Source organism: Arthrobacter sp. S41 (assembly GCF_004320535.1).
GTDB lineage: Bacteria > Actinomycetota > Actinomycetes > Actinomycetales > Micrococcaceae > Glutamicibacter.
In genome coordinates this window covers 1,241,736-1,265,571 of sequence record NZ_SIHY01000001.1, presented here as the reverse complement: position 1 = coordinate 1,265,571, position 23,836 = coordinate 1,241,736, and the positions used below count along the sequence as shown (strand labels likewise).

Sequence of the window (23,836 nt, the reverse complement as noted above, 5' to 3'; positions counted from 1 at the left end):
CGGTGTCATCGTACGGTGCGTTTAGGCGATCGACGGCTATCTTGTCCGCCCGCGCGCTTAAGCTGTCATCAATGAAGCGCACGGTCACTACGGTGAGTGAAGTAGTCGTTCGGAGAAAACGGCTCCAACGGTCGTAGCGTGTTCTTCCTGTTGCACTGACCGAAGCAAACAGAGCTTTAGCGTCGCCACCGGATTGTGACGAAATGCTTGAGGGTCACTAGGTAGAAGGAGATTCGATGCTTGAAAGAACAAGGCGGTTGCATGGATACGACCCCGTGCTGGATCGAATGGACCGCAAACAGATCATTGGCCACTATCTGAGTCTTTTGCCGAACACGAGTCAGAGTTCTTTGGAATTCAAGACCCGAAGTGAATTGATCGAGGACTTGCTTGATCTTCAGGATCTGCAACAGCAATCGCAATCTGCCTCACGGAAGGACTATCCGCTTCGCCGGCCGTTCGCGTCGTCCTCGCCTAATGACTTCAACAGACATGCGGGCAAGCCAATCCTTTGGTGTTGGGAGAAGGACGTTTGTGCGACAGCGAATTCATTGGCAACTGCCGAGCAAACCTACGAATTGGACCTTCCCCAAACTTTGGAACCGGATACCCTCGTTCTGACCGCTGCTAATTCCGCTCCACCGTTAATCTTGGGCCTGGAAGTGGTCAGTGGAGTGGTCGACGGAGCTGCCGAGATAGAACTCTTAGAAATGTTCTCGAATCCGATCTCTGTGCTGGAAGTCGAACAAAGATTGGGCGCGAAACTTCCTCGACGCACTCAAAACCTCAGGCCATCCATCGTGGACCAAGTTATGGGCGTTATTTCGGAACTTGTGGTCTCACCGGCCCCAATTATTCTGGCCGCAGGCGATTGCGATGCAGGAGTATCGAATGCCGCAGATGACGCGATCTTGGCTATTTCAATGCTTCAGGCTGACTTTTGTGAAGAAGCAGAATGCCAATCTTGTGGACGCCGGGGGATCTCCAATTTGGAGGCTCACATATCGCGGCCAGGGTCCGATAATCTTGTGCTGGAGATTCAAGATCATGTTGATGATACGAAGCTAGTCTGCGTCGATTGCCACGTATTGATACACCAAACTGATTTTGTCAAGGTCAGCGCCTTTTCTAAACCGGCGTGCCCTGAATGCGGGGAACGTAACCCTCGAACTATGTTGTGGGGCGAACCTGCCGGCCTTCCCAGTGATGACGTCGTTATCGCCGGATGTGTTTTACCGTCGGAACCGTTGCCTGAATGGCAATGCCGTTCTTGCGAGACTGAATATTTTGTTCAGAAATATGAATACGAACCTTACAAGTTAGAGATTGATGCATTGGCAAGGCTCACATCTTGGCAGCTGGCTAACCTCATAATGAGAAAGCACAAGGAAGAAAACAACATCACCTAGTCGCACTCTGGTGATCGAATTATTTGTCGAAAGGCGAGGGTGGGGAGATGAAATCTTCGAAGCAGCCGGTCTGGGCTTTGGTTATGGGAGTACTCGTAATTCTGTTAGCTGTGGGCGTAGTGGTCCTGCTCCTGCTTTGGCTTGCGGATGTGGTCAAGACATTGGATGCCCCCAAAGCGGCTATCTTTGTCTCTCTTGTCGGAGTCTTGGGTATTTTTTTAACCCAATCCTTGACCGGGTACTGGAACCGGAAGCTAGAAAAGGAACGCGCTCAGCTTGCCCGCCGTACGGAAGTGTATGAAAGCCTCGTTCGCTCACTCACCGGCATGCTGACGGCTAAGGGTGACGCAGGGAAGAGGGACGAACACTTTCAAAAGATGCTCGATTTTAGCCCGCAGGTGATCGTGTGGGGATCGGGCCCTGTCCTGAACGCTTGGAACCATTTCCGATACAGGCTTATGAGCGTTAGCGAGAAACCGTTTCGGGAAAATGAGTTCCTCAAAATCACAGCCGATCTGCTCAAAGCAATTAGAGAAGACTTAGGCCATAAGGACAGAAACAAAGTTTTCGACTCAGATCTTCTGCGCCCGTTTATCAACGATGCAGAGGCGGGCCAGAACTACTCCATAGCGCCCTCGGAGTGAATCAGGCGTGAGGGGTCGCGGGTGCAATTCATCTTGTATCGCGGTGATGGGTTGGAGAAGTCCATTGGGTACCTCTACGTTTAGAACGTTTCGGATGGTGCCGCAAAAGGGGAACAGACGTTGCGCGGGGATTTCCACCCTGGCTTGACCTGCTCCTCAGGCCGATCCTTTGTAGCAAACGGTCGCGTTGTACAAACGAAGCGGGGTGGGTTGTTGTCGAATCCGACAACAACCCACCCCGCATGGAGTTACTTTCAGTTACGCATCAACCGCAGTCTTTGAGTGACGCAGGAACGGGTCACCATCAACTTGTTGATCATCCTTCTTTAGTGCAAAGAATCCGTAGACGCCGGCTAGCAGCACCACAATGGCAATGGTGATGAAAGTCTGCTCGTTGCCTACGCGGTCGTGCAGTGCGCCCAGTGGGGTGGACAGAACGACGTTACCAATCTGTGCCGAGACCTGGAAGCCAACCATGTACAGGGTGGCTGACAGTGCTGGGTTGAAGTGCAAGGTGAAGTAACGGAACACCGGCAGGATGAACAGCGGAGTTTCGATTGCGTGCAACATCTTGATGGCCGAGACCAACAGCGGATCATCCACCAGGGCACAGCCCAAGATACGAACGAACATAATGGCGACACCCATGAGCAGGGAAGCACGTACACCTACGCGGCGCATGATGATTGGGACGATACCCAGCATGGCAGCTTCAAAGAAGACCTGCACTGAGTTCAAGATTCCGTAAACGCGCTGACCGGTAGCAGGATCATCAAAGAGTCCGGTGTAGAACTCTGGGAACATCTGCTGATCAAAGACGGTGTAGAAAGTCCATGAGAGCATCACGAAGATGATGATCAGCCACAAGCTAGGCAAACGGAACAGGCCAAGCATTTCACGGAATGAAGGCGTGGAAGCAGGGGACATGATTCCCTCAACCGGACGCTTAGGTACCGGCTCACCCTTGGCACGCGAAAACAGCAACAATGCTAGGTGTACCAGTCCAAGTACGGAACCAATCCAGAAGTTCAGCATTGGGTTGATGGTGAACAGGAAGCCGGCGGCCAAGGCAACTACGGCGTAACCGAAGGAACCCCACATACGCGCCTGTCCGTATTCAAAACCGAAACGACGGCTGTAGCGTTCGGTCAAAGCTTCAAACAGACCCACACCAGCAAGGAAGCCAATGGAGAGCACAATGGCGCCGAGGATGACACCGGTCATGAAGTTGCTCTGCAACAGTGGCTGGTAGACCCATGTAACGAATGGGCCAACCAGCGCGGTCACTGCAGCCAGCACGACGGCCAGATGTTTCTTAACACCCAGGCGGTCTTGGATAGCTCCATAAGCAAACATGAGGACCAAAGTGGCCAGCGAGTTCACCGAGTAGACGGTACCGACCTGTGCACCGGTCAGTGCTAGGCCGGTCGTTTCACTGGTGAGCCAGATTTGGAAGAAGGACCACCAGATACCCCAGGATGCAAAGAACAACAGCATCGAGAAGGAACTTTGGAGGTATGTCGGATTTCGTAGAGAAGTTGTAAAGCCAGCCATCTTTGCCCTGGTTTCTTTCGTGTGCATGTAAAGCGAAATTAGTGAGTGAGTGCGTTAGTGAAGTCTTCAAGCCATGGAGGATTTGCTCCGGCCTGTGCCACTGTCAGTGCAGCAGAAGTAAGTGCACCACGCAAAGCTTGTTCAATGTCTTCGGATTTCAGTTCGGTTCCGTCACGAAGTGCCGTGACAGGATCTGGAAGTGAAAGGACTCCATAGAGTAGTCCGGACATAAAAGCATCTCCGGCACCGATGGTGTCCTTGAGATTGGTGGGGCAGGCCTCCACGTCGTAACGCTTGCCAGCAGCAAGTGCCAGGCACCCGTCGCCACCCTGCGTCATGACAGCTAGTGCTGGACCAAGGCTAGCTACGTGTTCTAGTACTTCCCACGCTTCTAAGTCTGGGTAAAGCCACTGGCCATCCACGTCACTGAGCTTCACTACGTGGCTGAGGCTGATGAGCAGCTCAATACGCTCTAGTGCAGCTTCGCGGTCTTCTACAAGATCCGGACGTAGGTTCGGGTCATAGCTGCGCAAGGAATCTGCAGATGCATTTTCAAATGCGTCCACAATGCACTGCCCGGATGGTTCAATCCATGCGGCGATGGAGCCGGTGTGCAGCAAGGTGGTCTGTGTATCCGCGTCCACCGCAGGAATCTGCTGGTGGATATCAAAAGTGTAATGAGCGTTGGAGTGCTCATCCATCTCTACCTGAGCTACCGAGGTGGAACGTTCCGTGACTGAACCCGGTGCAACCTGGACACCTGAATTGCTCAGATGTTCAGCAATTTGCTCACCATAGGTGTCCTGACCAAATTCGGTGTGGAACTGAACCTTGCGCCCAAGACGGGACAGGCCAACAGCAACGTTGAGTGGAGATCCACCTGGATGTGCAGTTTCGCCAACAACATCAACAAGTGATTCACCAAGAACGGTAATCAGGCTCATGCGTTGGTACCTGCTTCAATTTCTTCCAGCGGCAGTACGGCAACCGAGGCATTGGTTCCGCCGGCTAATTTCAGTACGCCATAGGCTGGTGCAGCTTCACCGGTGAGCTGATCGGTCAGCGAGCGAAGTCCATCTGCAGCAAGGATTTCAATGGAACCGTGATCTAGCAGAACCTGGACCGTGATTTCAGCCAGCCCTGCTGGCAGTGGCATGCGCTGCGTTGATGCGTAGAGTTCATGATCAACTAGGCCCGCGGTACGATCATGGGTCAGCACGGCAGACTCGACAGTAATTTCACTGATCAGGCTCTCGTCAGTCCGGTAGAGCGACAACTTTGCTGATTCACTGACGTTGCCTGCAAGGTGCAGTTCAAGCAGAGCCGGGGAACCCAACTCAATGCGAGTCTCTGCGCCGGTTACTGACTGAGAAACAACATCGGTGACTGGCAGTCCAAGGATCTGCTGACGGATCTCGAAGTTACCTTCAGCGTCCTTGACCAAGTCCAGGGTGCGAGCGGTACTCATCGAACCGCGCCATCCATCATTAGGAAGATCACGGGCATAATCCCAGTTGCTCATCCAAGCAATCAGAGTCTGCTGATCAACTGGCAGTCCGTGGAAGCTGACGCCGGCGTAGAAGTCACGGCCGAAGTCCAACCATTTGGCGGCGCTTAGTGCTTCAAAGTCCAGTCCCTCTACAGCGGCTACGTCTTGATCCGGGGTGAAGGTAGTGCCGTCAAATTCGCCAACAAAGTATTGGGTACCTGAACCGCCAGCAATGCCGCCTGGGTTCAGTGAAACAATAAGGACCCACTTGAGCTGGTCAGTTCCCGAAACTGGAAGCTGGAACAAATCCGGGCATTCCCAGATACCAGTGACTGCTGCCTTTGGCCCGAAGCTGGAGAGCTCAGTCCAATCAATCAGATTCTCGGAACGGTAGATCACTACGCGACGTTCAATCGCTTCTACAGCAACTAAGACCCAGTAGGAGCCTTCAGCGGATTCGTAGCGGGAGACCTTAGGGTCGCGGAAGTCTTTGGAACCGCGGTCAATGACTGGGTTCTGTGCGTACTTGGTGAAAGTCGCGCCACCATCCAGCGAGTAGGCAATGGCTTGAGACTGATTGGTCTCGTCCTTGGCTGCTGCGGTGTAGATGGCAATAACCGGCGGAATGGTTCCGTCGCCGAAGCCACTGGTGTTGTCATGGTCCACCACGATGGAGCCGGAGAAGATGTCAGCAACGTCGCCATGCAGGATGGCAATGGGGAGTTCTTCCCAGTTCACTAGGTCAGTGCTTACGGCATGTCCCCAGGACATGTAGCCGTGGCCAACACCATTGGGGTTGTGCTGGAAGTACAGGTGATATTGCTTTCCATCAAAGAACAAACCGTTGGGATCATTGATCCAGTTTTTCTTTGCTGTGAAGTGTAGCTGTGGTCGCTTCACCGCGACCTGCTGGGTTTCGGGCAACGCTGCCATCCTTCAATAAGAGAGTGCTAAATGCATTTAGCACAAAACTCTAGCAGTGTGATGTGATCCCTGCAATAGGCTAGGCTCGAATAATTGCATGTCAACGGTGGCAAGAAGGAAACGTGGAAACGCACAAAGTAAAGCGGGTAACACTAGCTGACGTGGCAGAAGCCTCGGGAATGTCCAAGGCAGCGGTCAGCATGATCCTGAATAAAAAACCAGGAACACGACTGTCAGCCGAAGCCACCGAACGGGTCCGCGCTGTCGCAACAGAGTTGGGTTACCGCCCTAACGCTGCCGCTCAATCCCTGCGAAGCGGCAAGACACGCACGCTGGGATTCATTTCTGATCAAGTTACCGTCACCCGCTTCGCCTCAGAAATGATCACGGGCATCCTGCGTGAAGCCGAAAGCCGCGACCACACAGTGCTCATCGCTGAGACCTTTGGCAAGCCCGAGCAAATGGCTGAGGCTATAACGCAGATGACTCACCGAGATGTTGACGGACTGATTCTTGGATTCATGGATTCTCGTCAACGTGATCTGAAGATTCCTCGGACTGAACTTCCCACCGTTCTGGTAAACGGAATAGACGAGAGTCCATGTACCTCGGTGCTTCCCAATGAGAGAGAGTCCGGGGCCAAGGCCGTGCAACGAGTCATTGAATCCGGAGCTCAAAGCGTCGCCGTGATCGGTGAACTGAAAAATGCCGAAAAAAATCCACGGATCTATCCCAGCATCACTCGGCGTTTCGGGTCCATGCGTCAGGCCTTGGTGGAATCAGAACTAGAGGTTCTAGGCCACTGGGTGCTGGAAGACTGGAACCCCACGGATGGGTACGAAGCCACCACGCGAATGCTGGCCGAGGGCTATAAGCCAGACGCCATTATCTGCGCCAACGACCGTGTGGCCATGGGCGTCTTTCAAGCGCTCGCCGAAAAGGGCCTGGCACCGGGAACGGACCTCTCTGTACTTTCCTTTGATGATGAGATCATCGCTACCTATCTGCGCCCGCAGCTGAGCTCAATCCGTCTTCCGTATGAAGAAATGGGAGCGATGGCTGTTGGACTGCTTCTCGACGGGAAGCTGGAACCCGTTGAGCATGAAATTGATATGCCGCTCATCGAGCGCGACTCAATGAAGAGCAACTGACGCAAGTATCTCAACGCCACTTGCGAGTGAATCAAGAAATTTTCTTACGATTCCGCAATTTCTGACTAGTGCCTTTGGCGCCTTCGCGCGACGCTCAGTCCGTGCAGCGACGTACCTTCAGGTCCTAGGCCAGCTGCCCCTAGCTGTCACTAGTTGGCTTTGACCTGCGCTGGCTTCACAAAGCGGCGCATTTTCCAGCAGTGATGTCCTGACTTTGTGCGCCCAAATCCGCAGGAATCAAGGAAAAGCCGACCATTCGAACTTTCCGCCTTGACACTCATAAGTGATGTGGGTTACCTTATTTCTCAGCGTAGTAACGCGCGTTACTGAATCGTGTTAGCAAATCGTTTACATGGCAGAAAACGCACTGATCTCAAAGGGGAGGAGGGGACATGTCTCAGCAATCCGTCACCATGGCCGATGTCGCCAAAGCGGCCGGAGTCAGCCGAACAACGGTGTCATTTGTACTCAATGGTCGGATGGAATCGAGCATCCCCGAATCCACAAGAGAAAGAATCAACCAGGCGGCACGCGACCTGGGCTACCGCCCCAACGCAGCCGCACGGACCCTGGCCAGCAAACGCAGCTCATGGTTCGGTCTGGTTACCGAAATCGCCACCTCTCCCTTTGCTACTGACGTGATCAAAGGAGCACAGCAGGCAGCATGGGAAGACGGCAATTTTCTCCTCGTTGCACCAAGCGACGCGGAACCGGGAATGGATCACCGTGCGGTGGAGAAGCTACTTGAACAACAAGTCGGCGGACTGATCATTGCAACCACCTGGCACCGAGAAATAACAGTGCCGGCCAACGCAAGAGCAGTTCCGTGTGTTCTGGTTAATTGCTTTGACGCTGATGGAGAATTTCCGTCAGTTGTCCCGGATGAAATCGGAGGCGGTTATGTCGCCGCTGAAATTCTCGCTAACGCCGGACACACCAACATTGGGCACATCACCGTTGCCACAGGAATCCCTGCACAAATCGGGCGCCAAACCGGTATGAAGCAGGCTCTGCGTGAACATGGGATAGAACAAGACGATTCAAAAATCGTCCCCGGTGACGGTACGGCAGACAGCGGATATCACGGGACACAAACGTTACTAAGCCAACCTGATCCGCCCTCCGCTATTTTCTGCGGAAATGACCGGATCGCCATGGGCGCCTATGACGCAATCAAAGAACTCGGTTTGCGTGTGGGAGAAGACATTTCAATCGTCGGCTTTGATGATCAAGAAATTCTGGCTCCGCATATGCGACCAAAACTGACAACCATCGCTTTGCCCTTTGAAGAAATGGGCTTGGCTGGAGTATCACTACTAAACCAAATGGTAGAGGGCTCACCGATTGAGAATCGCCAAATTACCATCGGCTGCCCTCCACGCATTCGTTCATCTGTGGCCTTGCACGGCCAAAGATGAGCTTCCCCTCCGCTACACATCACATGAATGGATGAGGAACTTCAATGATAATCAAATACCTACGCCGGGCGCACCTCGCCGCGGCAGCGACCGCCGTAGTCGGTGCACTCGCCTTGAGCGGATGCGTCGCATCTAATCCTGGCGGGACTGAAGGAAGCAACGGATCAGCAAGCGCTGCGTTCCTCACCATTCCGCGTGAAGATATGGGAACTTTCTCCCGAAACTTCAACCCATTCTCACCAAATGCTGCGCCAATGACCGGTCAGTCCATCTATGAATCCATGCTGGTTTACAACCCAGCAGGCGGCGACACTGTGCCTTGGCTAGCCACAGATTGGGTAGTTGGTAAAGACGGAAAGTCACTGACCTTCAACCTTCGAGATGACGTTAAGTTCTCTGATGGCACCAAGCTGACTTCTAAGGACGTCAAGCTTTCGGTAGAACTGCAGAAGAAGATTCTTGGCGGATATGACTACCTGAAGTCAATCAAGACTCCGGATGATTCCACCGTAGAATTCATCTTCAGCAAGGCGTACACCCCGGCCCTCTATGAACTGGGCCAGCAGGTTATTGTCCCGGCCCATATCTGGTCCAAGTTTAAGAAGCCAGGCAATGAAGAGAACCCGAAGCCTGTAGGCACCGGTCCTTACACCGAGGTGGCCAACTTCCAGGCACAGTCCTTCGAGTTGGGCAAGAACCCGAACTACTGGCAAGCAGACAAGCAGAAGCTTGGTGGCATCCGCATGCTGGCCTTCGCCGGAAACGATGGTGCCAACTTGGCCGCTATCTCCGGTGACGTTGACTGGACCCAGACCTACATGCCAGATATCCAGTCCACTTACGTGGATAAGGATCCTGAGCACCGTCACTTCTGGTTCCCAACCACCGGTTCAGAAATCAACTGGCAGCTGAACACCACCAAGGAAGATTTCTCGGATGTTCGTGTGCGTAAAGCACTGAGCATGGCTGTTGACCGCGACCAGGTTACCAAGGTCGGTATGTCCGGCTACGCCAAGCCTGCCGACTGCACCGGTCTGTCCGGCAACTACGACAAGTGGCGTGATGCCTCGGTAGTGGAGAAGTGCGACTGGACCAAGCGCGATGTTGAAGGTGCCAAGAAGCTTCTTGATGAAGCTGGCTACAAGGAAAACGCTAAGGGTCAGCGCACCACCCCAGATGGCAAGCCATTCGCTTTTGATATCTCGGTGGGCTCAAGCTCAACCGACTGGCTGTCAGTAGCAAACATCATTGCGCAGAACCTCCAGGACGTGGGCGTCAAGGCCACCGTTGATTCTCCTGACTGGGCTTCGGTCACGGCAGGATATGAGACCGGTGAATTTGATACCGGCATCGTGTGGACCGCCAACGCACCGACCCCGTACCAGTACTACCTGAACCTCATGGGTAGCCAGAACGTGAAGCCTGTAGGCAAGCAGACCTTTGATAACTACCACCGCTTCAGCGACAAGAAGGCAGATGAGCTGCTGAACAACTTTGTTGCTACCAGCGATGAAGGTGAACAGAAGCAGATTGTTAATGACCTGCAGGCACGCTACAGCGAACTGGCACCAGTAGTACCGCTATTTGCCGGCCCAGAGTGGGGCGCCTACACCACCGAGAACTTCGTTGGTTGGCCAACCGAAGAAAACCCTTACGCAACCCTGAGCAATCGCGCACCAACCACTGTTTTGGTGCTCACCAGCCTAGAGCCAGCGAACTAGCAACAATTCCCTTCCGTAGTGGGCGGATTCTATCCGCCCACTACGTTGCGATCCTTAGTCAAGGACACACACCATGAGTTTCCTCTTACGACGCCTAGGCTTTTATCTTTTAGCCTTCTGGGCGTCAATCACCCTAAACTTTCTGCTGCCACGACTGATGCCAGGTGACCCCGTCACCCGCATGCTTTCTCGTTCGCAGCAACGACTCGAACCTCAACAGGTCGAAGCACTACGCACCTTGATGGGCGTAGATGGCGGACCAATCATCCCTGAATACTTTGCCTACCTTGGCCGTATCCTCACCGGTGATTTTGGGATGTCGATTTCCCGTTTCCCCACTCCGGTCTCTGAGGTTATCGCCTCGCAGCTGCCATGGACCTTGTTGCTTGGGTTGACGTCTTTGATTATCGCGGTGATCCTTGGCAACCTGCTGGGCATCCTTGCAGCCTGGCGTCGTGGCGGATTCTTGGACTCGGTGGCTCCACCGCTGTTGGTTTTCATCGGCTCATTCCCGTACTTCTGGCTAGCCATGGGTGCGCTGTACATCTTTGGCATCAATATGGGCGTAGCTCCGATGCGCCACGCCTTCTCCGTAGGATTGGTCCCCGGCTTCAACCTTGTATTCATCTTGGACGTGGCAGCCCACCTGATCTTGCCAGCGCTGACCATCGTGTTGGTTTCGCTAGGCGGTTGGATGTTGGGAATGCGCAACACCATGATTGCCACCAACTCTGAAGATTACATTTTGATGGCTGAGGCTAAGGGCCTTCGTCCACACCGCATCATGCTGAACTACGCAGCACGCAACGCGATGCTGCCTTCGGTGACCAGCATGGGCATGAGTATTGGATTTATTGTCGGTGGCGCACTGCTCACGGAAGTGGTGTTTGCCTACCCAGGTGTTGGCTACCAGCTACTTGGTGCAGTTCAAGGCCTTGACTACCCACTGATGCAGGGCATGTTCTTGACCATTACCGCCGCAGTGCTGATTGCAAACTTCCTCGTAGACCTGGTCTACGTCCGACTAGACCCTCGCGTGCGGAAGGGCTGAACATCATGAGTCAGAATGTCACAGATCCCCAAACCCTGATAGCTGAAGAGCCCACGGACGAAAGCGCAGCCAACAGAGCGCGTGTGAGCGCTACCCGCCTGTTGCGCACCTTGCTACGCAACGGCAAAGCAGTCGCCGGGCTGAGCATCATCGTTGTCTTCATCGTCTTGGCGCTGCTAGCCCCGGTGCTATTCCCGGGTGACCCAGCACGTATTACCTCTGCCGGTGCAAGCACCCCAAGTCTGCAGCACTGGTTGGGTACCACCACCAAGGGACAGGATGTTTTGGGGCTGACGCTGTGGGGCGCACGTTCCTCACTCTTTGTCGGTTTTGCCGCAGGCATCTTCTCTACCGTGGTTGGCGTCCTAGTTGGTTTGAGCGGTGCCTACTTTGGGCGCGGCCTAGACGAAGTACTGTCCTTGGTTACCAACGTGTTCCTGTTGGTTCCTGGCCTTCCTTTGCTAGTGATCCTGGCAGCCTTCATGCCGCCAGGTCTTGGAACGGTCATTGTTGTATTGGTGATTACCGGCTGGGCAGGCAGTGCACGTGTGATGCGCTCACAAGCCATGTCCATCCGAGGCAAAGACTACGTCGCCGCAGCGCTGGTCTCGGGCGAACGCCCACTGCGCATTATGGTGCGCGAAATTCTTCCGAATATGGCATCGGTGGTTATGACCACCTTGCTGGGCTGCATCATCGGTTCCATCGGTGCCCAGGCTGGCCTTGAATTCCTGGGTCTAGGGGACGTGAACACAATTTCGTGGGGTACCAACCTGTTCTGGGCCACCAGTGATGGCTCGCTGATGCTGGGTCAATGGTGGATCTTTGTACCGTCGGGTCTGGCCATCGCATTGGTTGCCTTCGCCTTGGCCCTGTGCAACTACGCAGTTGATGAAATCACCAACCCACGCCTGCGCCGACCAAAGCATGCAACAAAGAGCACCGCGGCAACCACCGTGGTGCGAAAGGAAGAAAAATGAGCGTCCCGGTATTGGAAGTCCAGGACCTGACCGTTGAATACGTGAGTGATGAACGCGCTGTACGTGGAGCGGACCGAGTCAGCTTCACCATCAACTCAGGTGAAATCTTTGGTTTGGCTGGCGAGTCCGGCTGTGGCAAGTCCACTATCGCCAACTCGATCATGAGACTACTCAAGGATCCGGCACGCATCACCAACGGCAAGATTCTCTTTGATGGCAAAGACGTGCTGGGCATGGACGAAGCATCCTTGCGAGCATGGCGTTGGAACAACGTAGCTATGGTGTTCCAATCCGCCATGAACTCGCTCAACCCGGTCACTCGCATTGGTGAGCAGTTTGTTGACGTGATTCGTACACATCGCGGTGGCAGTCGTGCCGAGGCACTGAGTCGCGCCAAAGAACTGTTGCAGATGGTGCGCATTGATCCGGCACGTTTGCGTGCTTACCCACATCAGCTTTCTGGCGGACAACGTCAACGCATTGTCATTGCTATGGCTTGTGCGTTGAACCCACGGTTGTTAATCCTTGATGAACCAACCACGGCACTAGATGTGGTGGTTCAGCAGGAAATCTTGGAGCAGATTCGTGAACTGCAAACCGAGCTCGGATTTGCCATTCTCTTCATCACCCATGACATGTCATTGATGCTTGAGCTCTCCAACCGTATCGGCATCATGTATGGCGGTCGCATTGTTGAAATGGCTCCATCAGAAGTTCTGCGCGACGACTCAAGCCACCCCTACACCCAAGCGTTGCTCGGAGCATTCCCTCCACTTCATGGGCCACGGGTGAAACTTACCGGCCTGGCAGAGGGAACAAAATTTACTGACATTCAGGACCTTGAAGAAATCAGTCAGGGACATTGGGTGGCTCCGACTAATCAGCCAGCGCTGTCGCAAGGAGAACTGTCATGACTTCAACTGCAACGCCTCAGACCTCCACCACAGGTCCGGCCGTTTTTATTCGCTCAATGAGCAAGTCCTACAGCAGCTCTTCACTGCTCAAGCGCAAGAGGATTCCTGCGCTCAGGGATATTGATCTTGAGATTCAGCGCGGAGAAATTGTTGCGCTGGTAGGGGAGTCTGGCTCAGGAAAATCCACGCTAGCCCGTTGCTTGGCGCTACTTGAGACTCCTGATTCCGGTGAGGTCCTGGTTAACGGCAAAGAAATTGCCGGCCTGAAAGGAGCTGCAGCACGTAAGTACCGCAGCGATGTCCAGATGGTCTTCCAAGATCCCTTTGGGTCGCTGAACCCAACCTTCCGAGTTGAGCACATCCTTGAACGCGCGTTGGCTTTGCACCAACCCGAGATCAGATCCAAGCGCAATGAAATGGCCAGGTTGGTGAGCACTGTGGGTTTGAACCCTGAGGTGCTTTCTTCCTTCCCCCATGAGCTGTCCGGTGGGCAACGTCAGCGTATTGCCATCGCACGTGTGTTGGCAGCTAAGCCAAGTGTCATCTTGGCTGATGAGCCAACATCGATGTTGGACGTTTCGGTACGCATTGGTGTTCTGAACCTGCTCCATAAGCTGCGCGATGAGCATGGAATCAGCATCCTCTACGTCACCCACGACCTGGCGTCTGCACGTTATCTTTCGGACCGTATCGCGGTACTGAATGAAGGACGCATTGTTGAGTCGGGGGAGTCAGTGCAACTGCTCGATAACCCACGACATCCGTACACTCAGCTACTCGTTGGTGCCGTGCCGAACCCAGACCGTAACAGCACCCAGGACGCAACTAAGCGTGCTGCCCTGCGTGAAAAAATTCAGCGCTGGTCAACCGGTGCCAACCTCAAAAAACACATGATCGATGAAGCTAACCAGCACTGGGTGCTGGCCGAGGAAAGCGAGATGAATTGACCTCTAAAACCACAGACGCGAGCAATGATGGTCCGTCCCGGCGAAGTATTGTCGCCACACTTGCCTCGGCCACCGCATTGGGCCTGACCGGACTCGGCACAGGCGTAGCCAACGCTGCACCGGCAGCACCACGGGCAGAAACTAAAGCGAAAGCCACCACAGCCATGAGCTACCGCCCCAGCTTCCACTTCAGCGTTCCTGATAACTGGAAGAACGATCCGCAACGTCCCATCTATTTGGACGGTGAGTATCTCTATTACTACCTGTACAACGAGGATTACATCCTTGGTGGAACGGGTACCAGCTGGCGATTGACGACTACCAAAGACCACGTAAATTTCGCTGACCAAGGTGTCGCAATCAGCAAGCACGCCAGCAAGAACGGTGACTGCTGGTCAGGCTCAATCGTCATTGATAAGAACAACACTGCTGGTTATGGGAAGAATGCGCTCATTGCCTTGGTTACTCAGGCACCTAATAGCAAGCAAGCACAATACCTCTGGTACTCCACCGATAAAGGCCGAACCTTCCAGCCGAGTGGAACCGAACCAGTACTAGCAAATCCGGGCAAGGAAGCTTTCCGCGATCCCAAGGTTATTTGGCATGAAGAGTCTTCCCGGTGGGTCATGCTCAATGCTGAAGGTGACCGACTGGGAATCTATGTGTCTGAAAATCTGAAGCAGTGGAAACGCACCAGCGAATTTGTGCGCACAACTTTGGGCATCCTTGAATGCCCAGACTTGTTCCAAATCCAGGCCTCTGATGGAACCAAGCATTGGGTGCTAGGTACCAGCGCCAATGGAAAGCCGCGAGACTTGCCTGCTACCTATGCCTACTGGCTCGGTAAGTTTGATGGAACAAGCTTCACCACAACAGAAGATGACCCGCAATGGTTGGACTGGGGCTTCGACTTCTATGGAGCGGTGACCTATCCAGATCACCACGCTGGCGGCAGCGAGAACCCTGAACTGCGTCGTGCTATTGGCTGGAACAACTTCTGGGATTACCCGCACAACGCACCAAGCATGGCCACCGATGGTTACAACGGGGACGACATGATTGTCCGCGAGCTAAGGATGATCGCAGGCACGAGCGGGTATTACCTCGCGTCGGTTCCGGTGGCAGAACTGGATCAGTTGGCGGGCCCTACGGTCAGCCTCGGTAGCCCAAAAGTATCTGGCGAAAAGGTTCTGGAATTCTCCAGCAGCGCCTACGAACTGACCTGTGAATTGAACTGGGACCCAGCCAATCCACCGGAAAACGTTGGCTTTGAATTGTGTCGGGCAAAGACCGGGACTCGTCACGTTGCCACTGGGCTCTACTTGGCTGGTGGATTCGCTTATGTGAATCGCAAGCCGAGCTTCCACCCAGGGGATAGGAGCGAAACCAAGAGTCCGCTCAAGGTGTCCAACGGACGCGTAAAGGTACGAATCTTGGTAGACCGTTCCAGCGTTGAAGTCTTCCTCGGTGATGGACGGATTGTTCATTCACACCGGGTGTTCCCGCTAGCGTCAGATTCAGGGATCAAACTCTTTGTTTCTGGCGGCAAGGCAACCTACAAGAACCTCAAAGTGCGCAACCTGAGCTTCGCGTAGCCAATGATCTTTGAATTCATCTCGTGGGAAGTATGACGAGACGAAGACTGGGAACAGAAAGGGATGCCTCCAAGAATCTTTTGATTCTTGGAGGCATCCCTTCTCAGTGTTCAAAGACAATTAGACCGCAATGACCGGATTGGTCAGTTCGCCAATTCCCTGAATCTTGCAGGTGACTTCATCGCCAGCCGCGATCCGTCGGCTCGTGGCAGGGAAGCCCGTCAAGATGACATCACCAGGCTGTAGGGTCAAGAATTCACTGTGATAAACCAAGATCTCTTCGACGCCCCAACCGAGGTTCTGCGTAGTCGAGGTTTCTAGTGCTTCGCCGTTGTGTACGATTCCTATTTCTAGGTCTTGGTCCTCTAGACCAACAACAATCCATGGACCCAGTGGTGTGAACGTATCTGGGCTCTTGGCACTGATCCATAGTTCATCAGCTTTCTGAGCATCACGGTCCGTGACGTCATTGCCGATAGTTACACCAAGAACAACCTCGCGAGCATTGTCCAGTGTTAGATTCTTTGCTGGTTTGCCAATGACAATCGTCAGTTCGGCTTCAGGCTCGACGCGAGCGTCGGAGCTCATTAGCTCAATTGCTTGGTTCGGTCCGATGACTGAACTGGCAGCCTTGTGGAATGACTGCGGTGGAATGGCGCGGCCTGGTGCACCGGTGTTATGGGCCATGCCAAAGATGTTGGTCGGGGCGCAGGGTGCAAGTAGATCAAACTGGTCTTGTGAGACGACATCGTTGATTTCCCAACCTTCGCGTGAAGCGCTGTTTTGGTTTGCTCGTGATGTCGGGAATGGCGAATCGATGATCGTCCACTTTTGACCCTCGGGGGAGTCGTAGTCCTCCGCGTCATTTCGTACAAAGAATTGCTCTGGAATTGGTGAGTCTTTTGCGTCCTTGGGATGGACGCGGGCAATGCGATATGAAGCTTCAGGCATGAGGACATCGTATCTTCCAGAGCAGGCCCATTTAGCTTTGGGTCGCATTGCTACGAGAACTGATGAAGGAGTCATCAACAACCTGATCGCTCGCTCATCCGTGGCGCAAAGACCACTACTGTGCTGTTCAACGAAAGTATCGAAGCGTGGACTCACATCATGCTTGAAGCGAAGAGCCGTGTGTCCTAGGGGTGTGCGGCACCCACGATCCTGATTCCAGCAAGCTGTTGAATCGGGACAGCTGGAATCGCTGTGATCTTGCCAACAAAGCCAACATACTTACTGGTCAGTAACGAGGTTGGTTGTGAGGCGTAACCCCGGAATCACGCTGAAGTATAGTCTTGCAATGTAAATTTCGAGCCGTGAACGGGTCAAGTAAATAGGTTGACAGTTCTCAACCTTTTTTAGATAGTTGAGTAATGTCAACTTCTGCACCACCTATAGAACCGAGCGTGAAATCATCGGCACCGATGAAGCCCGCTCAGGTCATGCTTTCCATCTCCGGCCTCATGGCCGCCATCTTTACCGTTCTGGTTTCGTCCACCGTGGTGGCAACACCAATGCCAGAAATCGTTGCGGATCTTCGCGGTACTAACACCGAGTACACCTGGGTACTGGTTGCGGCCTTCCTGTCCATGACAGTGACCACCCCAATCTGGGGCAAACTCTCCGATATCTTCAACCGCAAGCTGCTGCTACAAATCGGCTTGATCATCTTCGTTGTTGGTACCGTTGCAGCCGGCTTCTCCAGCCAAATCGGTGGCGACTCGCACGAAGGCGCTATGAAGTGGCTTATCGGCTGGCGTCTGATTCAGTCCATCGGTACCGGTGGCCTGATGGCGCTGGTTCAGGTGGTTATGGCTGACATCATCTCGCCTCGCGAGCGCGGTAAGTACATGGGCATCATGGGTGCCGTCATGGCCGTCGGACAGATTGGTGGTCCACTGCTTGGTGGCGTTATCGCCGATAGCTGGGGCTGGGAATGGTGCTTCTACGTTTGTGTGCCATTTGCTGTTGTTGCATTCTTGCTGATCCAGGGAACCCTGCACATCAACCAGGTCAAGCGCGAGACCAAATTCGACTTCCTCGGTGCTGCACTGATCATTAGCGGCATCAGCCTCTTGCTGATCTGGATCAGCTTGGGCGGTAAGACTGCAGACTCAGGTGGATTCGCTTGGGATTCCTCGGAGAGCATCATCATGGTCTCCGCCGCAGCAATACTAATTGCTGCCACCGTTTTCTGGGAACTGCGCATCAAGGAACCAATCATCCCGTTGCGTCTGTTTGCACAGCGCACCTTTGCACTGTCCTCCGTTGCATCGATTGCCGTTGGTGTGACCATGTTTGGTACCGCCGTGTTCCTCAGTCAGTACCTGCAGCTCTCACGCGGCTTCACCCCAACCCACTCCGGTCTGCAGACTTTGCCAATGGTTCTTGGCTCCATGTTTGGTGCCATTGTTGTAGGTCAGTTGATCTCCCGTACCGGTTACTGGAAGAAGTACGTAGTAGGCGGCGGCGTAGTACTGACCGTTGGTCTTTACCTGATGTCGCGTATCGACTACGACACTCCATTGTGGTTTGTGGATCTTGGCATGTTCTTGCTTGGTCTTGGTTCCGGTGTGCTCATGCAGAACCTAGTTCTGGTTACACAGAACTCACTGCCTCCACGAATGATCGGTTCCGGTTCCGGCGCCATTGCCTTCTTCCGTAGCCTCGGCGGCACCATCGGTGTTTCCGTTCTTGGAACCGTGCTTGGTACCCAGGTATCCGACAAAATGAAGTCCGGTATGGACAAGATTCTTGAAGAAATCAACAAGGCTGCCGGTGCTCCGCAGATGTTTGTTGATCACCCTGACTGTGCAGATAGCTTGAAGTCCCTGACCAGCGGCACCGTTCCAGCCGTCAACGACCTATGTGAACCAGTGCGTACCGTCGTGGAAAGCGCCTATGGCCAGTCCATTGCCTTCTTGTTCCTGCTGGTTGTCCCATTGGCAATCGTCACCCTGATCTGTGCAATTTTCCTGCCTAATAAGCCACTGTCCAAGAAGACTGCTTCCGAGCAGATTGAGGAAGAGCTTGGCGGAGAACTTGCTGCCCTTGAGCCAGCCGAACGTGGCGGCCGCGGATACGAAGAACTCATCGCTACCGGTGCGATAACGCTGCCAACTGAAGAAGAGCTGGCCGAAGCGCGTAAGCAGTTGCACGTGGCCCGTCGGATGGATGAGCGCGACCTAGTTGATCAGGTCATGCGTAACCGAAACGCACTTCCTGGTGAAGGCGTTGGGACCACGGGGTCTGAGCAAAACGTCGAACCAAGCGTTGCCCAGAAGCTTCAGAACGCAGAGAGCGAAGTGCACCATGAAGCTGCCCGCGCAGAATTCATGGTTGAGGAACTGCAGGGAGCGCTAGAGCGTGCCCGCGCAGCTCACGCACAAATCGAAGAGCAGGTAGGTAATGCTGTTCACACTCTGAAGTCCTATGATCAGAAGCTAAATGCTCTAGGCGAGCGTGTGGATGACACTGAACGTGCACAGCACGAACTGCGTCTCCAAGCGCAGGCCGAACGCCGTGCGGTTAGCCGGATGCAAGGACGCCACGCAGCACAGAGCGAAGCTACCGCTCCTGCTGAACCACAGCCGGTCGCTGATGCTGGTACTCAGCCTTCGGCACCTGCAAAGCCAGCTGGCGAGCAGCCAAGCGGTACCGATGAAGATTCTCGGAGCGCAGGGTTGTGAGCCGAATGAATGGCCCGGCGCTTGATGACATTGAGGCTGCCTTTGCAAGGCTCGCTCCAATAGTCAAAGGACGCATGGCTAATGCGGCCACGCAGTTTCATCCTGAACTGCGTGGCGCCGGGTTCGCCGTACTTCGCATGGTCTTACTGCGCACGCTGCGTGGGCCCAAGGGAGACGTGACAGTCTCTGAAGTCGTCTCAGACTGCCACATGGACAAGTCCGTTGTTTCTCGTCAGCTCAAGGACTTGAAACAGTGGGGTCTGATTCAGGTGGAACGCTCAGAGCAAGATGCACGCGTGTATCTAGTCAGTCCTACTGACTTTGCGATGAAGCGTTTTGCGGAAATTAAACAGGCTACGCGTTCTGAGTATTCAGACATGTTTAGTGAATGGGATCCTCGGGACTTGTCCGATCTAGCGAAACTGTTGTCGCGCTATTCGGAACAAATGGAACTAAGCAGCCACGTCTCCTAGGCGACGGCGCAGAAGACATAACCCGTGGGTGGTAACTGATCATTGATCAGTTACCACCCACGGGTTTCCTTTTGGCTCAATTCGCCGGTTTACAACGTCTTGAGTCGCTGGAACCATCGCATCAGAGAGCCATCCAAGATGATATCGTGAAGGGCTTCACCGTCGAATTCTGCTTCCTCGAAGAGCTTTGCGCTGCAAAGCGCAAAAATCTGATCGGCGCTTGCCGCGCCGATATTCTCGTCGTTTTTGGCGAACGTGGCTGGCTTGGTCCCGAGCAATTTGTTCCACTCGCTGACACGGAACTTCTCGAGAGCCTCACGAATTTCATGACGGAGGTCAGCGGTATCTTCAATTGAAGACTCAGTGTCAGTCAGAGGCTCAAGCTGATCAATGAATTTTGTGATTTCCGAAAATTCGCTCTCAAGCTCGACTTCCTCTTGGGCATGAGCAGCATCGTTTTTCGTTGACCGTAGGGTAATGAAGAGCTCTTCAGGATCTAAGTCCATGAAGTCGAAAATCTTCCGTAGCAAGGCTACCTTGACGCCTGTTGAGGAGTGAGTACTAACTTTTAGCCCAGGTACAATTTCGCGGAGGCTAGTTGGATCCGTTGGGCTAGCCGCCGCCTCTACGAATGCGTCATTCGTCCTAGCGAACGAAAACATCTTTTCGCGATCTTTTTCGACTAGTGCCTTCAGAACGTATAGAAGTAAGTCACGCCAGTTTGCGACAGTCGCTTTTGTACCTTCAAACTCAAATCCGATGACATTCTGGTTGGTGAAGTCTGTGTCGGTGCCCATGGGCTCCACCGGTACCGGGACATGCGGTGGCTCGAATTTAGAGAATGGGTAGCTCCAATATTCCAACGCTGTCTTCGTCAAAATCTCACTGCGGGCATTGAGCTGATCCAAGCCCCAAGTATCGCTCTCCTTGAGCAACGAGTTCAGGCGATACGGTGAAAAGTTAAATCCGTTAGGTCGGGTTTTCTTGACGGCGAAATTGCTGTTCGAGTACTCAGAGTTGTAGCCAGTAACCGTTAGGTTGGCGATTCGATGGGCCCATTCGTCGTGGATAGCATCGGCTTCTTCACCTAGGTCCGATCGCCAGTCTTCAGTCAACGTTTGGGGCATGATGTGTTCAATACTCAGTTTGCCGCTCTCGATCCCGGCAGCTATGTCACGCGTATCATTTGAGTCTTGGTTCTCCAGACATTCAAAGATGTACTTTCTGCGTTCAGATTGTACTCGGTACATGTCTCGAGTCCGGAAATCGGCCTGAAAATCTTCATCAGTGGGGAACCAACCACTACCCGATCGGCGTGTAAGTAAATAGGCAAGGACGTCTGAGAACTTATCGTTTGGCTTCCTCAATTTACGGACGTCTTTGTAGAGAAGAGCAAAAATCTTATTTAGCGCGTTCGTTGCCAGTCCGTAAACCCAACGGCGGAAAAGGTAAGACTCAACGATTCTGACCGAGTCTGCGAAGTCAGCTTCTGTGACAGTTCCGTTCTGGTACTCGGCCATCAGTGGCATGAAGAAGGGCAAGGTAACGTCTTGGCGCAGTAAAGCGAGGCGGCGCAGTCGTTCGTCAACCATTGCCGAGCCGGTTTTTGCGCTGAGTATCCGCTTATAGTAGTCAGAATAATCGCGGATCTCCGACATGATTGCTTGGATGTCGCGTTCATCATTGACTATGAACTTTTTGAAACTGTCGAAGACTTGGTCCAGTTTGGGTGTCTTGGAAGTCTTGGTGATTAGATACCAACGAAGGAAAGCGTCGGTATCGTAATTCACGTTCTTTTCCATGCGGTTCCAGTAATCTTCGTACAGCAAGTTTTGTGTTGCTGAAGGAAGCCCCATCAACACGAGATTCCTAATCTTGTCGGCTTCCGAAAGTTCCAAGCCGGTGGAATTGAGGCTCTCGAAAATTCTCTGAGGGTCATCATGCTCTTCCAAATCGAGATGCATGACTTCGAGCTTGTTGATTGATGCCCAGACTTGATCAGCCGTCAATCCGAGTTGAGGTATCCGGGATAAAAAGTACCTGTAATTGGCGGTCACATTTGAGGACTCGATGTATTCGGACGCTGGACCGAAAAGCCTGCGATATGCGTCAGCGTCGTCTTTGACCGGCTTTAGCTTCACCCTTGGTTGCTGAGAAGCCGCGTCGTTCAAGAGATAGCTGTTTCTGATCTTTGTACCCAGTGACGGATCGGACGATTCGATGGATCCAGCGGTGATGAGGTCTGCAAGTGCCAACATTAGCAAGCTAACCGTCGTAAGACGCTGCTGTCCATCGATAACCACCCATCGCCAAGAACCTTCAGTCTTCCCGACGACTGCGCCGAAGAAGTGCTTTGGTCTACCTGACTGCGCGAGATCGATCAGATCTCGAAGTAATTGCTCACAGTGTTTAGATTTCCAATCGTAATTTCGCTGGTAGACCGGAATTAGCAGTTCTTTATTCTGCGCATCGTAAATTCTGAAAACTTCAGTAACTTGACCTCTCATGCCTGAATCTTAGCAATATTGTGGTTCCGGCCGAACCAGCGCATAAAATCGCTTGAAATTCCACAGGGCTAATGTTTTAGAGATGGTAGAGGAGGCCAATTCTGCATTAGCTACCGGATGTCGGCGCCGCTTCGGATAGAAACAAACAGTGCCTCATGAAATCTCGAAATTTCGAAATCTCATGAGGCACCGTTCTAGATGTTTTCTATCGAAGGTTCTTAGACCGACTTCATTCGTGCAACGTTGTCGCGCACAACAGCCTTGAAATCCCCACCGGAAGCGGCAAAGACTTTACGCTGACGCTGGTACTCGGCACCAGCCTCGATGAGACGAATGATGCCTTGAAGTTCCTCTGAACAGCCCAGCTGTTCGGCCACGGGAGCAAGGCGCTTGACTTCTGCACGCAAGTGGTCAGTCACCAACATTTCATCACCCTGAGCATTCAGGATGATGATGGCGTCCAAACCATAGCGGGCTGCGCGCCACTTGTTCTCAACGCGGAACCACGCAGGCATGATTGGGATCTTGTAGCCAGCTTCAATTGACATTGACATGTCGTGAACCAGGCACTGGGTCAAAGCGGTAATTGCCGCAATGTCATCTAGTGAGCTCAAGCCGTCGCAGATGCGCATTTCAACGGTGCCAAAGCGAGGCACTGGGCGTACGTCCCAGCGGATTTCTGAGACATCATCAATCACGCCGGTATGCAGCATGTCTGCGATATGTGCTTCGTATTCAGACCATGAATTGAAGTGGAAAGGGATGCCGGCGGCCGGAAGCTGCTGGAACATTAGTGAACGCTGGGAGGCGTAGCCGGTGTCTTCTCCACCCCAGTATGGGCTGGAAGCACTCAGCGCCTGGAAATGTGGCTGGTAATTGATCAAGCCATCGGTGATAGGCAAGGCCTTATCTCGGCTATCCAAACCAACGTGAACGTGTACACCGTAGATCACCATTTGGCGGCCCCACCACTGGGTGCGGTCAATCAGCTTGGCGTAGCGGTCTTTGTCGGTGACCGGCTGCAACGTTGGTGCTGCGAACGGGTGGGAGCCTGCGCAGTACAGATCTACTCCGTGGTCTCCGGCAACGTCATTGAGCATTCGCACGTTGGTGCGAAGTTCCTCAGCAGCACTGGCCACTGTCTTGTGCACACCGGTGACTACCTCAACGGTATTCATCAGCAACTCTGGCTTGACCGTTGGGTGCTCATCTTCATGGCTCAGACCAGCATCTTTCTTGAGCTGGTCAAGGACATCTTCAGCTACCGAGCACAAGTCCGCGTCTTCGCGATCGACTAGAGCAATTTCCCATTCAACACCAATGGTGGATTGGGCGGATTTGGCGAACTCGATTTTCTGCACGGTGCTCCTTGT

Annotated in this window: 18 protein-coding genes; 12 read left to right on the top strand and 6 right to left on the bottom strand. The window is 53.4% G+C overall.

Annotated elements, in window-relative coordinates:
• Window positions 1–236: 236 nt before the first annotated feature.
• Window positions 237–1,409, top strand: coding sequence for a hypothetical protein (locus tag EYR88_RS05800; protein ID WP_131088739.1), 1,173 nt, complete (start codon window positions 237–239; stop codon window positions 1,407–1,409).
• Window positions 1,410–1,456: 47 nt separating this feature from the next.
• Window positions 1,457–2,053, top strand: a complete 597-nt coding sequence (locus EYR88_RS05795; protein WP_131088738.1) for a hypothetical protein — start codon at window positions 1,457–1,459, stop codon at window positions 2,051–2,053.
• Window positions 2,054–2,311: 258 nt separating this feature from the next.
• On the opposite strand, the gene EYR88_RS05790 is transcribed toward EYR88_RS05795, so the two are convergent.
• From EYR88_RS05790 to EYR88_RS05780, 3 genes are read right to left on the bottom strand one after another with little or no spacing between them, the layout of a single operon-like run.
• Window positions 2,312–3,607 (bottom strand): MFS transporter, encoded by a 1,296-nt coding sequence (locus tag EYR88_RS05790; protein ID WP_131088737.1) that lies wholly within the window; start codon window positions 3,605–3,607, stop codon window positions 2,312–2,314.
• Window positions 3,608–3,645: 38 nt separating this feature from the next.
• A complete protein-coding gene (locus EYR88_RS05785; protein ID WP_131088736.1) occupies window positions 3,646–4,551 on the bottom strand; it encodes a carbohydrate kinase in 906 nt (301 codons plus the stop codon).
• Window positions 4,548–6,020 carry a glycoside hydrolase family 32 protein gene (locus EYR88_RS05780; protein WP_242632467.1) on the bottom strand — a complete coding sequence of 491 codons (1,473 nt, stop codon included), beginning with the start codon at window positions 6,018–6,020 and terminating at the stop codon, window positions 4,548–4,550. Before EYR88_RS05780 ends, EYR88_RS05785 begins: the two co-directional genes overlap by 4 nt.
• Before the next feature lie 122 nt (window positions 6,021–6,142).
• On the opposite strand from EYR88_RS05780, the gene EYR88_RS05775 reads away from it, so the two are divergent.
• The 8 genes from EYR88_RS05775 (at window position 6,143) to EYR88_RS05740 (ending at window position 15,797) form a co-directional block, all read left to right on the top strand.
• Window positions 6,143–7,171, top strand: a complete 1,029-nt coding sequence (locus EYR88_RS05775; protein WP_131088734.1) for a LacI family DNA-binding transcriptional regulator — start codon at window positions 6,143–6,145, stop codon at window positions 7,169–7,171.
• Between the two features lie 392 nt (window positions 7,172–7,563).
• Window positions 7,564–8,589 (top strand): LacI family DNA-binding transcriptional regulator, encoded by a 1,026-nt coding sequence (locus EYR88_RS05770; RefSeq protein ID WP_131088733.1) that lies wholly within the window; start codon window positions 7,564–7,566, stop codon window positions 8,587–8,589.
• 44 nt (window positions 8,590–8,633) lie between these two features.
• Window positions 8,634–10,310, top strand: a complete 1,677-nt coding sequence (locus EYR88_RS05765) for an ABC transporter substrate-binding protein (RefSeq protein WP_131088732.1) — start codon at window positions 8,634–8,636, stop codon at window positions 10,308–10,310.
• A gap of 73 nt (window positions 10,311–10,383) precedes the next feature.
• On the top strand, window positions 10,384–11,361 hold the full coding sequence (locus EYR88_RS05760) for an ABC transporter permease (RefSeq protein ID WP_022874071.1): 978 nt from the start codon (window positions 10,384–10,386) through the stop codon (window positions 11,359–11,361).
• 5 nt (window positions 11,362–11,366) lie between these two features.
• Window positions 11,367–12,341: an ABC transporter permease gene (locus EYR88_RS05755; RefSeq protein ID WP_131088731.1), complete on the top strand. Its 975-nt coding sequence runs from the start codon at window positions 11,367–11,369 to the stop codon at window positions 12,339–12,341.
• Window positions 12,338–13,255 carry an ABC transporter ATP-binding protein gene (locus EYR88_RS05750; RefSeq protein ID WP_131088730.1) on the top strand — a complete coding sequence of 306 codons (918 nt, stop codon included), beginning with the start codon at window positions 12,338–12,340 and terminating at the stop codon, window positions 13,253–13,255. Before EYR88_RS05755 ends, EYR88_RS05750 begins: the two co-directional genes overlap by 4 nt.
• Window positions 13,252–14,202 carry an ATP-binding cassette domain-containing protein gene (locus EYR88_RS05745; protein ID WP_131088729.1) on the top strand — a complete coding sequence of 317 codons (951 nt, stop codon included), beginning with the start codon at window positions 13,252–13,254 and terminating at the stop codon, window positions 14,200–14,202. Before EYR88_RS05750 ends, EYR88_RS05745 begins: the two co-directional genes overlap by 4 nt.
• Window positions 14,199–15,797, top strand: coding sequence for a glycoside hydrolase family 32 protein (locus EYR88_RS05740; RefSeq protein ID WP_242632466.1), 1,599 nt, complete (start codon window positions 14,199–14,201; stop codon window positions 15,795–15,797). Before EYR88_RS05745 ends, EYR88_RS05740 begins: the two co-directional genes overlap by 4 nt.
• Before the next feature lie 120 nt (window positions 15,798–15,917).
• Here the strand turns inward: EYR88_RS05740 and EYR88_RS05735 are convergent, their stop codons facing one another.
• Window positions 15,918–16,748 carry a fumarylacetoacetate hydrolase family protein gene (locus tag EYR88_RS05735; protein WP_131088728.1) on the bottom strand — a complete coding sequence of 277 codons (831 nt, stop codon included), beginning with the start codon at window positions 16,746–16,748 and terminating at the stop codon, window positions 15,918–15,920.
• A 419-nt stretch (window positions 16,749–17,167) separates the two neighbouring features.
• Here EYR88_RS05735 and EYR88_RS05730 point away from each other — a divergent pair, with 419 nt between their 5' ends.
• A complete protein-coding gene (locus tag EYR88_RS05730; RefSeq protein ID WP_131088727.1) occupies window positions 17,168–19,483 on the top strand; it encodes an MFS transporter in 2,316 nt (771 codons plus the stop codon).
• A 5-nt stretch (window positions 19,484–19,488) separates the two neighbouring features.
• Entirely contained in the window at window positions 19,489–19,956 is a 468-nt protein-coding gene (locus EYR88_RS05725) for a MarR family transcriptional regulator (RefSeq protein ID WP_242632543.1), read from the top strand.
• Between the two features lie 89 nt (window positions 19,957–20,045).
• Here the strand turns inward: EYR88_RS05725 and EYR88_RS05720 are convergent, their stop codons facing one another.
• Both EYR88_RS05720 and EYR88_RS05715 read right to left on the bottom strand, forming a co-directional pair.
• Complete coding sequence (locus EYR88_RS05720) at window positions 20,046–22,463, bottom strand: DUF262 domain-containing protein (protein ID WP_131088725.1); 2,418 nt, start codon at window positions 22,461–22,463, stop codon at window positions 20,046–20,048.
• 218 nt (window positions 22,464–22,681) lie between these two features.
• Window positions 22,682–23,824, bottom strand: a complete 1,143-nt coding sequence (locus tag EYR88_RS05715) for a glutamate--cysteine ligase (RefSeq protein ID WP_131088724.1) — start codon at window positions 23,822–23,824, stop codon at window positions 22,682–22,684.
• Between the last annotated feature and the right edge of the window lie 12 nt (window positions 23,825–23,836).

Excerpts from the sequence above, each read along its gene's own strand:
- EYR88_RS05770 (WP_131088733.1), top strand. The coding sequence starts at position 7,564 with ATGTCTCAGCAATCCGTCACCATGGCCGATGTCGCCAAAGCGGCCGGA.
- EYR88_RS05745 (WP_131088729.1), top strand. The coding sequence starts at position 13,252 with ATGACTTCAACTGCAACGCCTCAGACCTCCACCACAGGTCCGGCCGTT.
- EYR88_RS05755 (WP_131088731.1), top strand. The coding sequence starts at position 11,367 with ATGAGTCAGAATGTCACAGATCCCCAAACCCTGATAGCTGAAGAGCCC.
- EYR88_RS05800 (WP_131088739.1), top strand. The coding sequence starts at position 237 with ATGCTTGAAAGAACAAGGCGGTTGCATGGATACGACCCCGTGCTGGAT.
- EYR88_RS05760 (WP_022874071.1), top strand. The coding sequence starts at position 10,384 with ATGAGTTTCCTCTTACGACGCCTAGGCTTTTATCTTTTAGCCTTCTGG.
- EYR88_RS05795 (WP_131088738.1), top strand. The coding sequence starts at position 1,457 with ATGAAATCTTCGAAGCAGCCGGTCTGGGCTTTGGTTATGGGAGTACTC.
- EYR88_RS05730 (WP_131088727.1), top strand. The coding sequence starts at position 17,168 with ATGTCAACTTCTGCACCACCTATAGAACCGAGCGTGAAATCATCGGCA.
- EYR88_RS05735 (WP_131088728.1), bottom strand. The coding sequence starts at position 16,748 with ATGCCTGAAGCTTCATATCGCATTGCCCGCGTCCATCCCAAGGACGCA.
- EYR88_RS05720 (WP_131088725.1), bottom strand. The coding sequence starts at position 22,463 with ATGAGAGGTCAAGTTACTGAAGTTTTCAGAATTTACGATGCGCAGAAT.
- EYR88_RS05785 (WP_131088736.1), bottom strand. The coding sequence starts at position 4,551 with ATGAGCCTGATTACCGTTCTTGGTGAATCACTTGTTGATGTTGTTGGC.
- EYR88_RS05725 (WP_242632543.1), top strand. The coding sequence starts at position 19,489 with ATGAATGGCCCGGCGCTTGATGACATTGAGGCTGCCTTTGCAAGGCTC.
- EYR88_RS05765 (WP_131088732.1), top strand. The coding sequence starts at position 8,634 with ATGATAATCAAATACCTACGCCGGGCGCACCTCGCCGCGGCAGCGACC.
- EYR88_RS05750 (WP_131088730.1), top strand. The coding sequence starts at position 12,338 with ATGAGCGTCCCGGTATTGGAAGTCCAGGACCTGACCGTTGAATACGTG.
- EYR88_RS05790 (WP_131088737.1), bottom strand. The coding sequence starts at position 3,607 with ATGGCTGGCTTTACAACTTCTCTACGAAATCCGACATACCTCCAAAGT.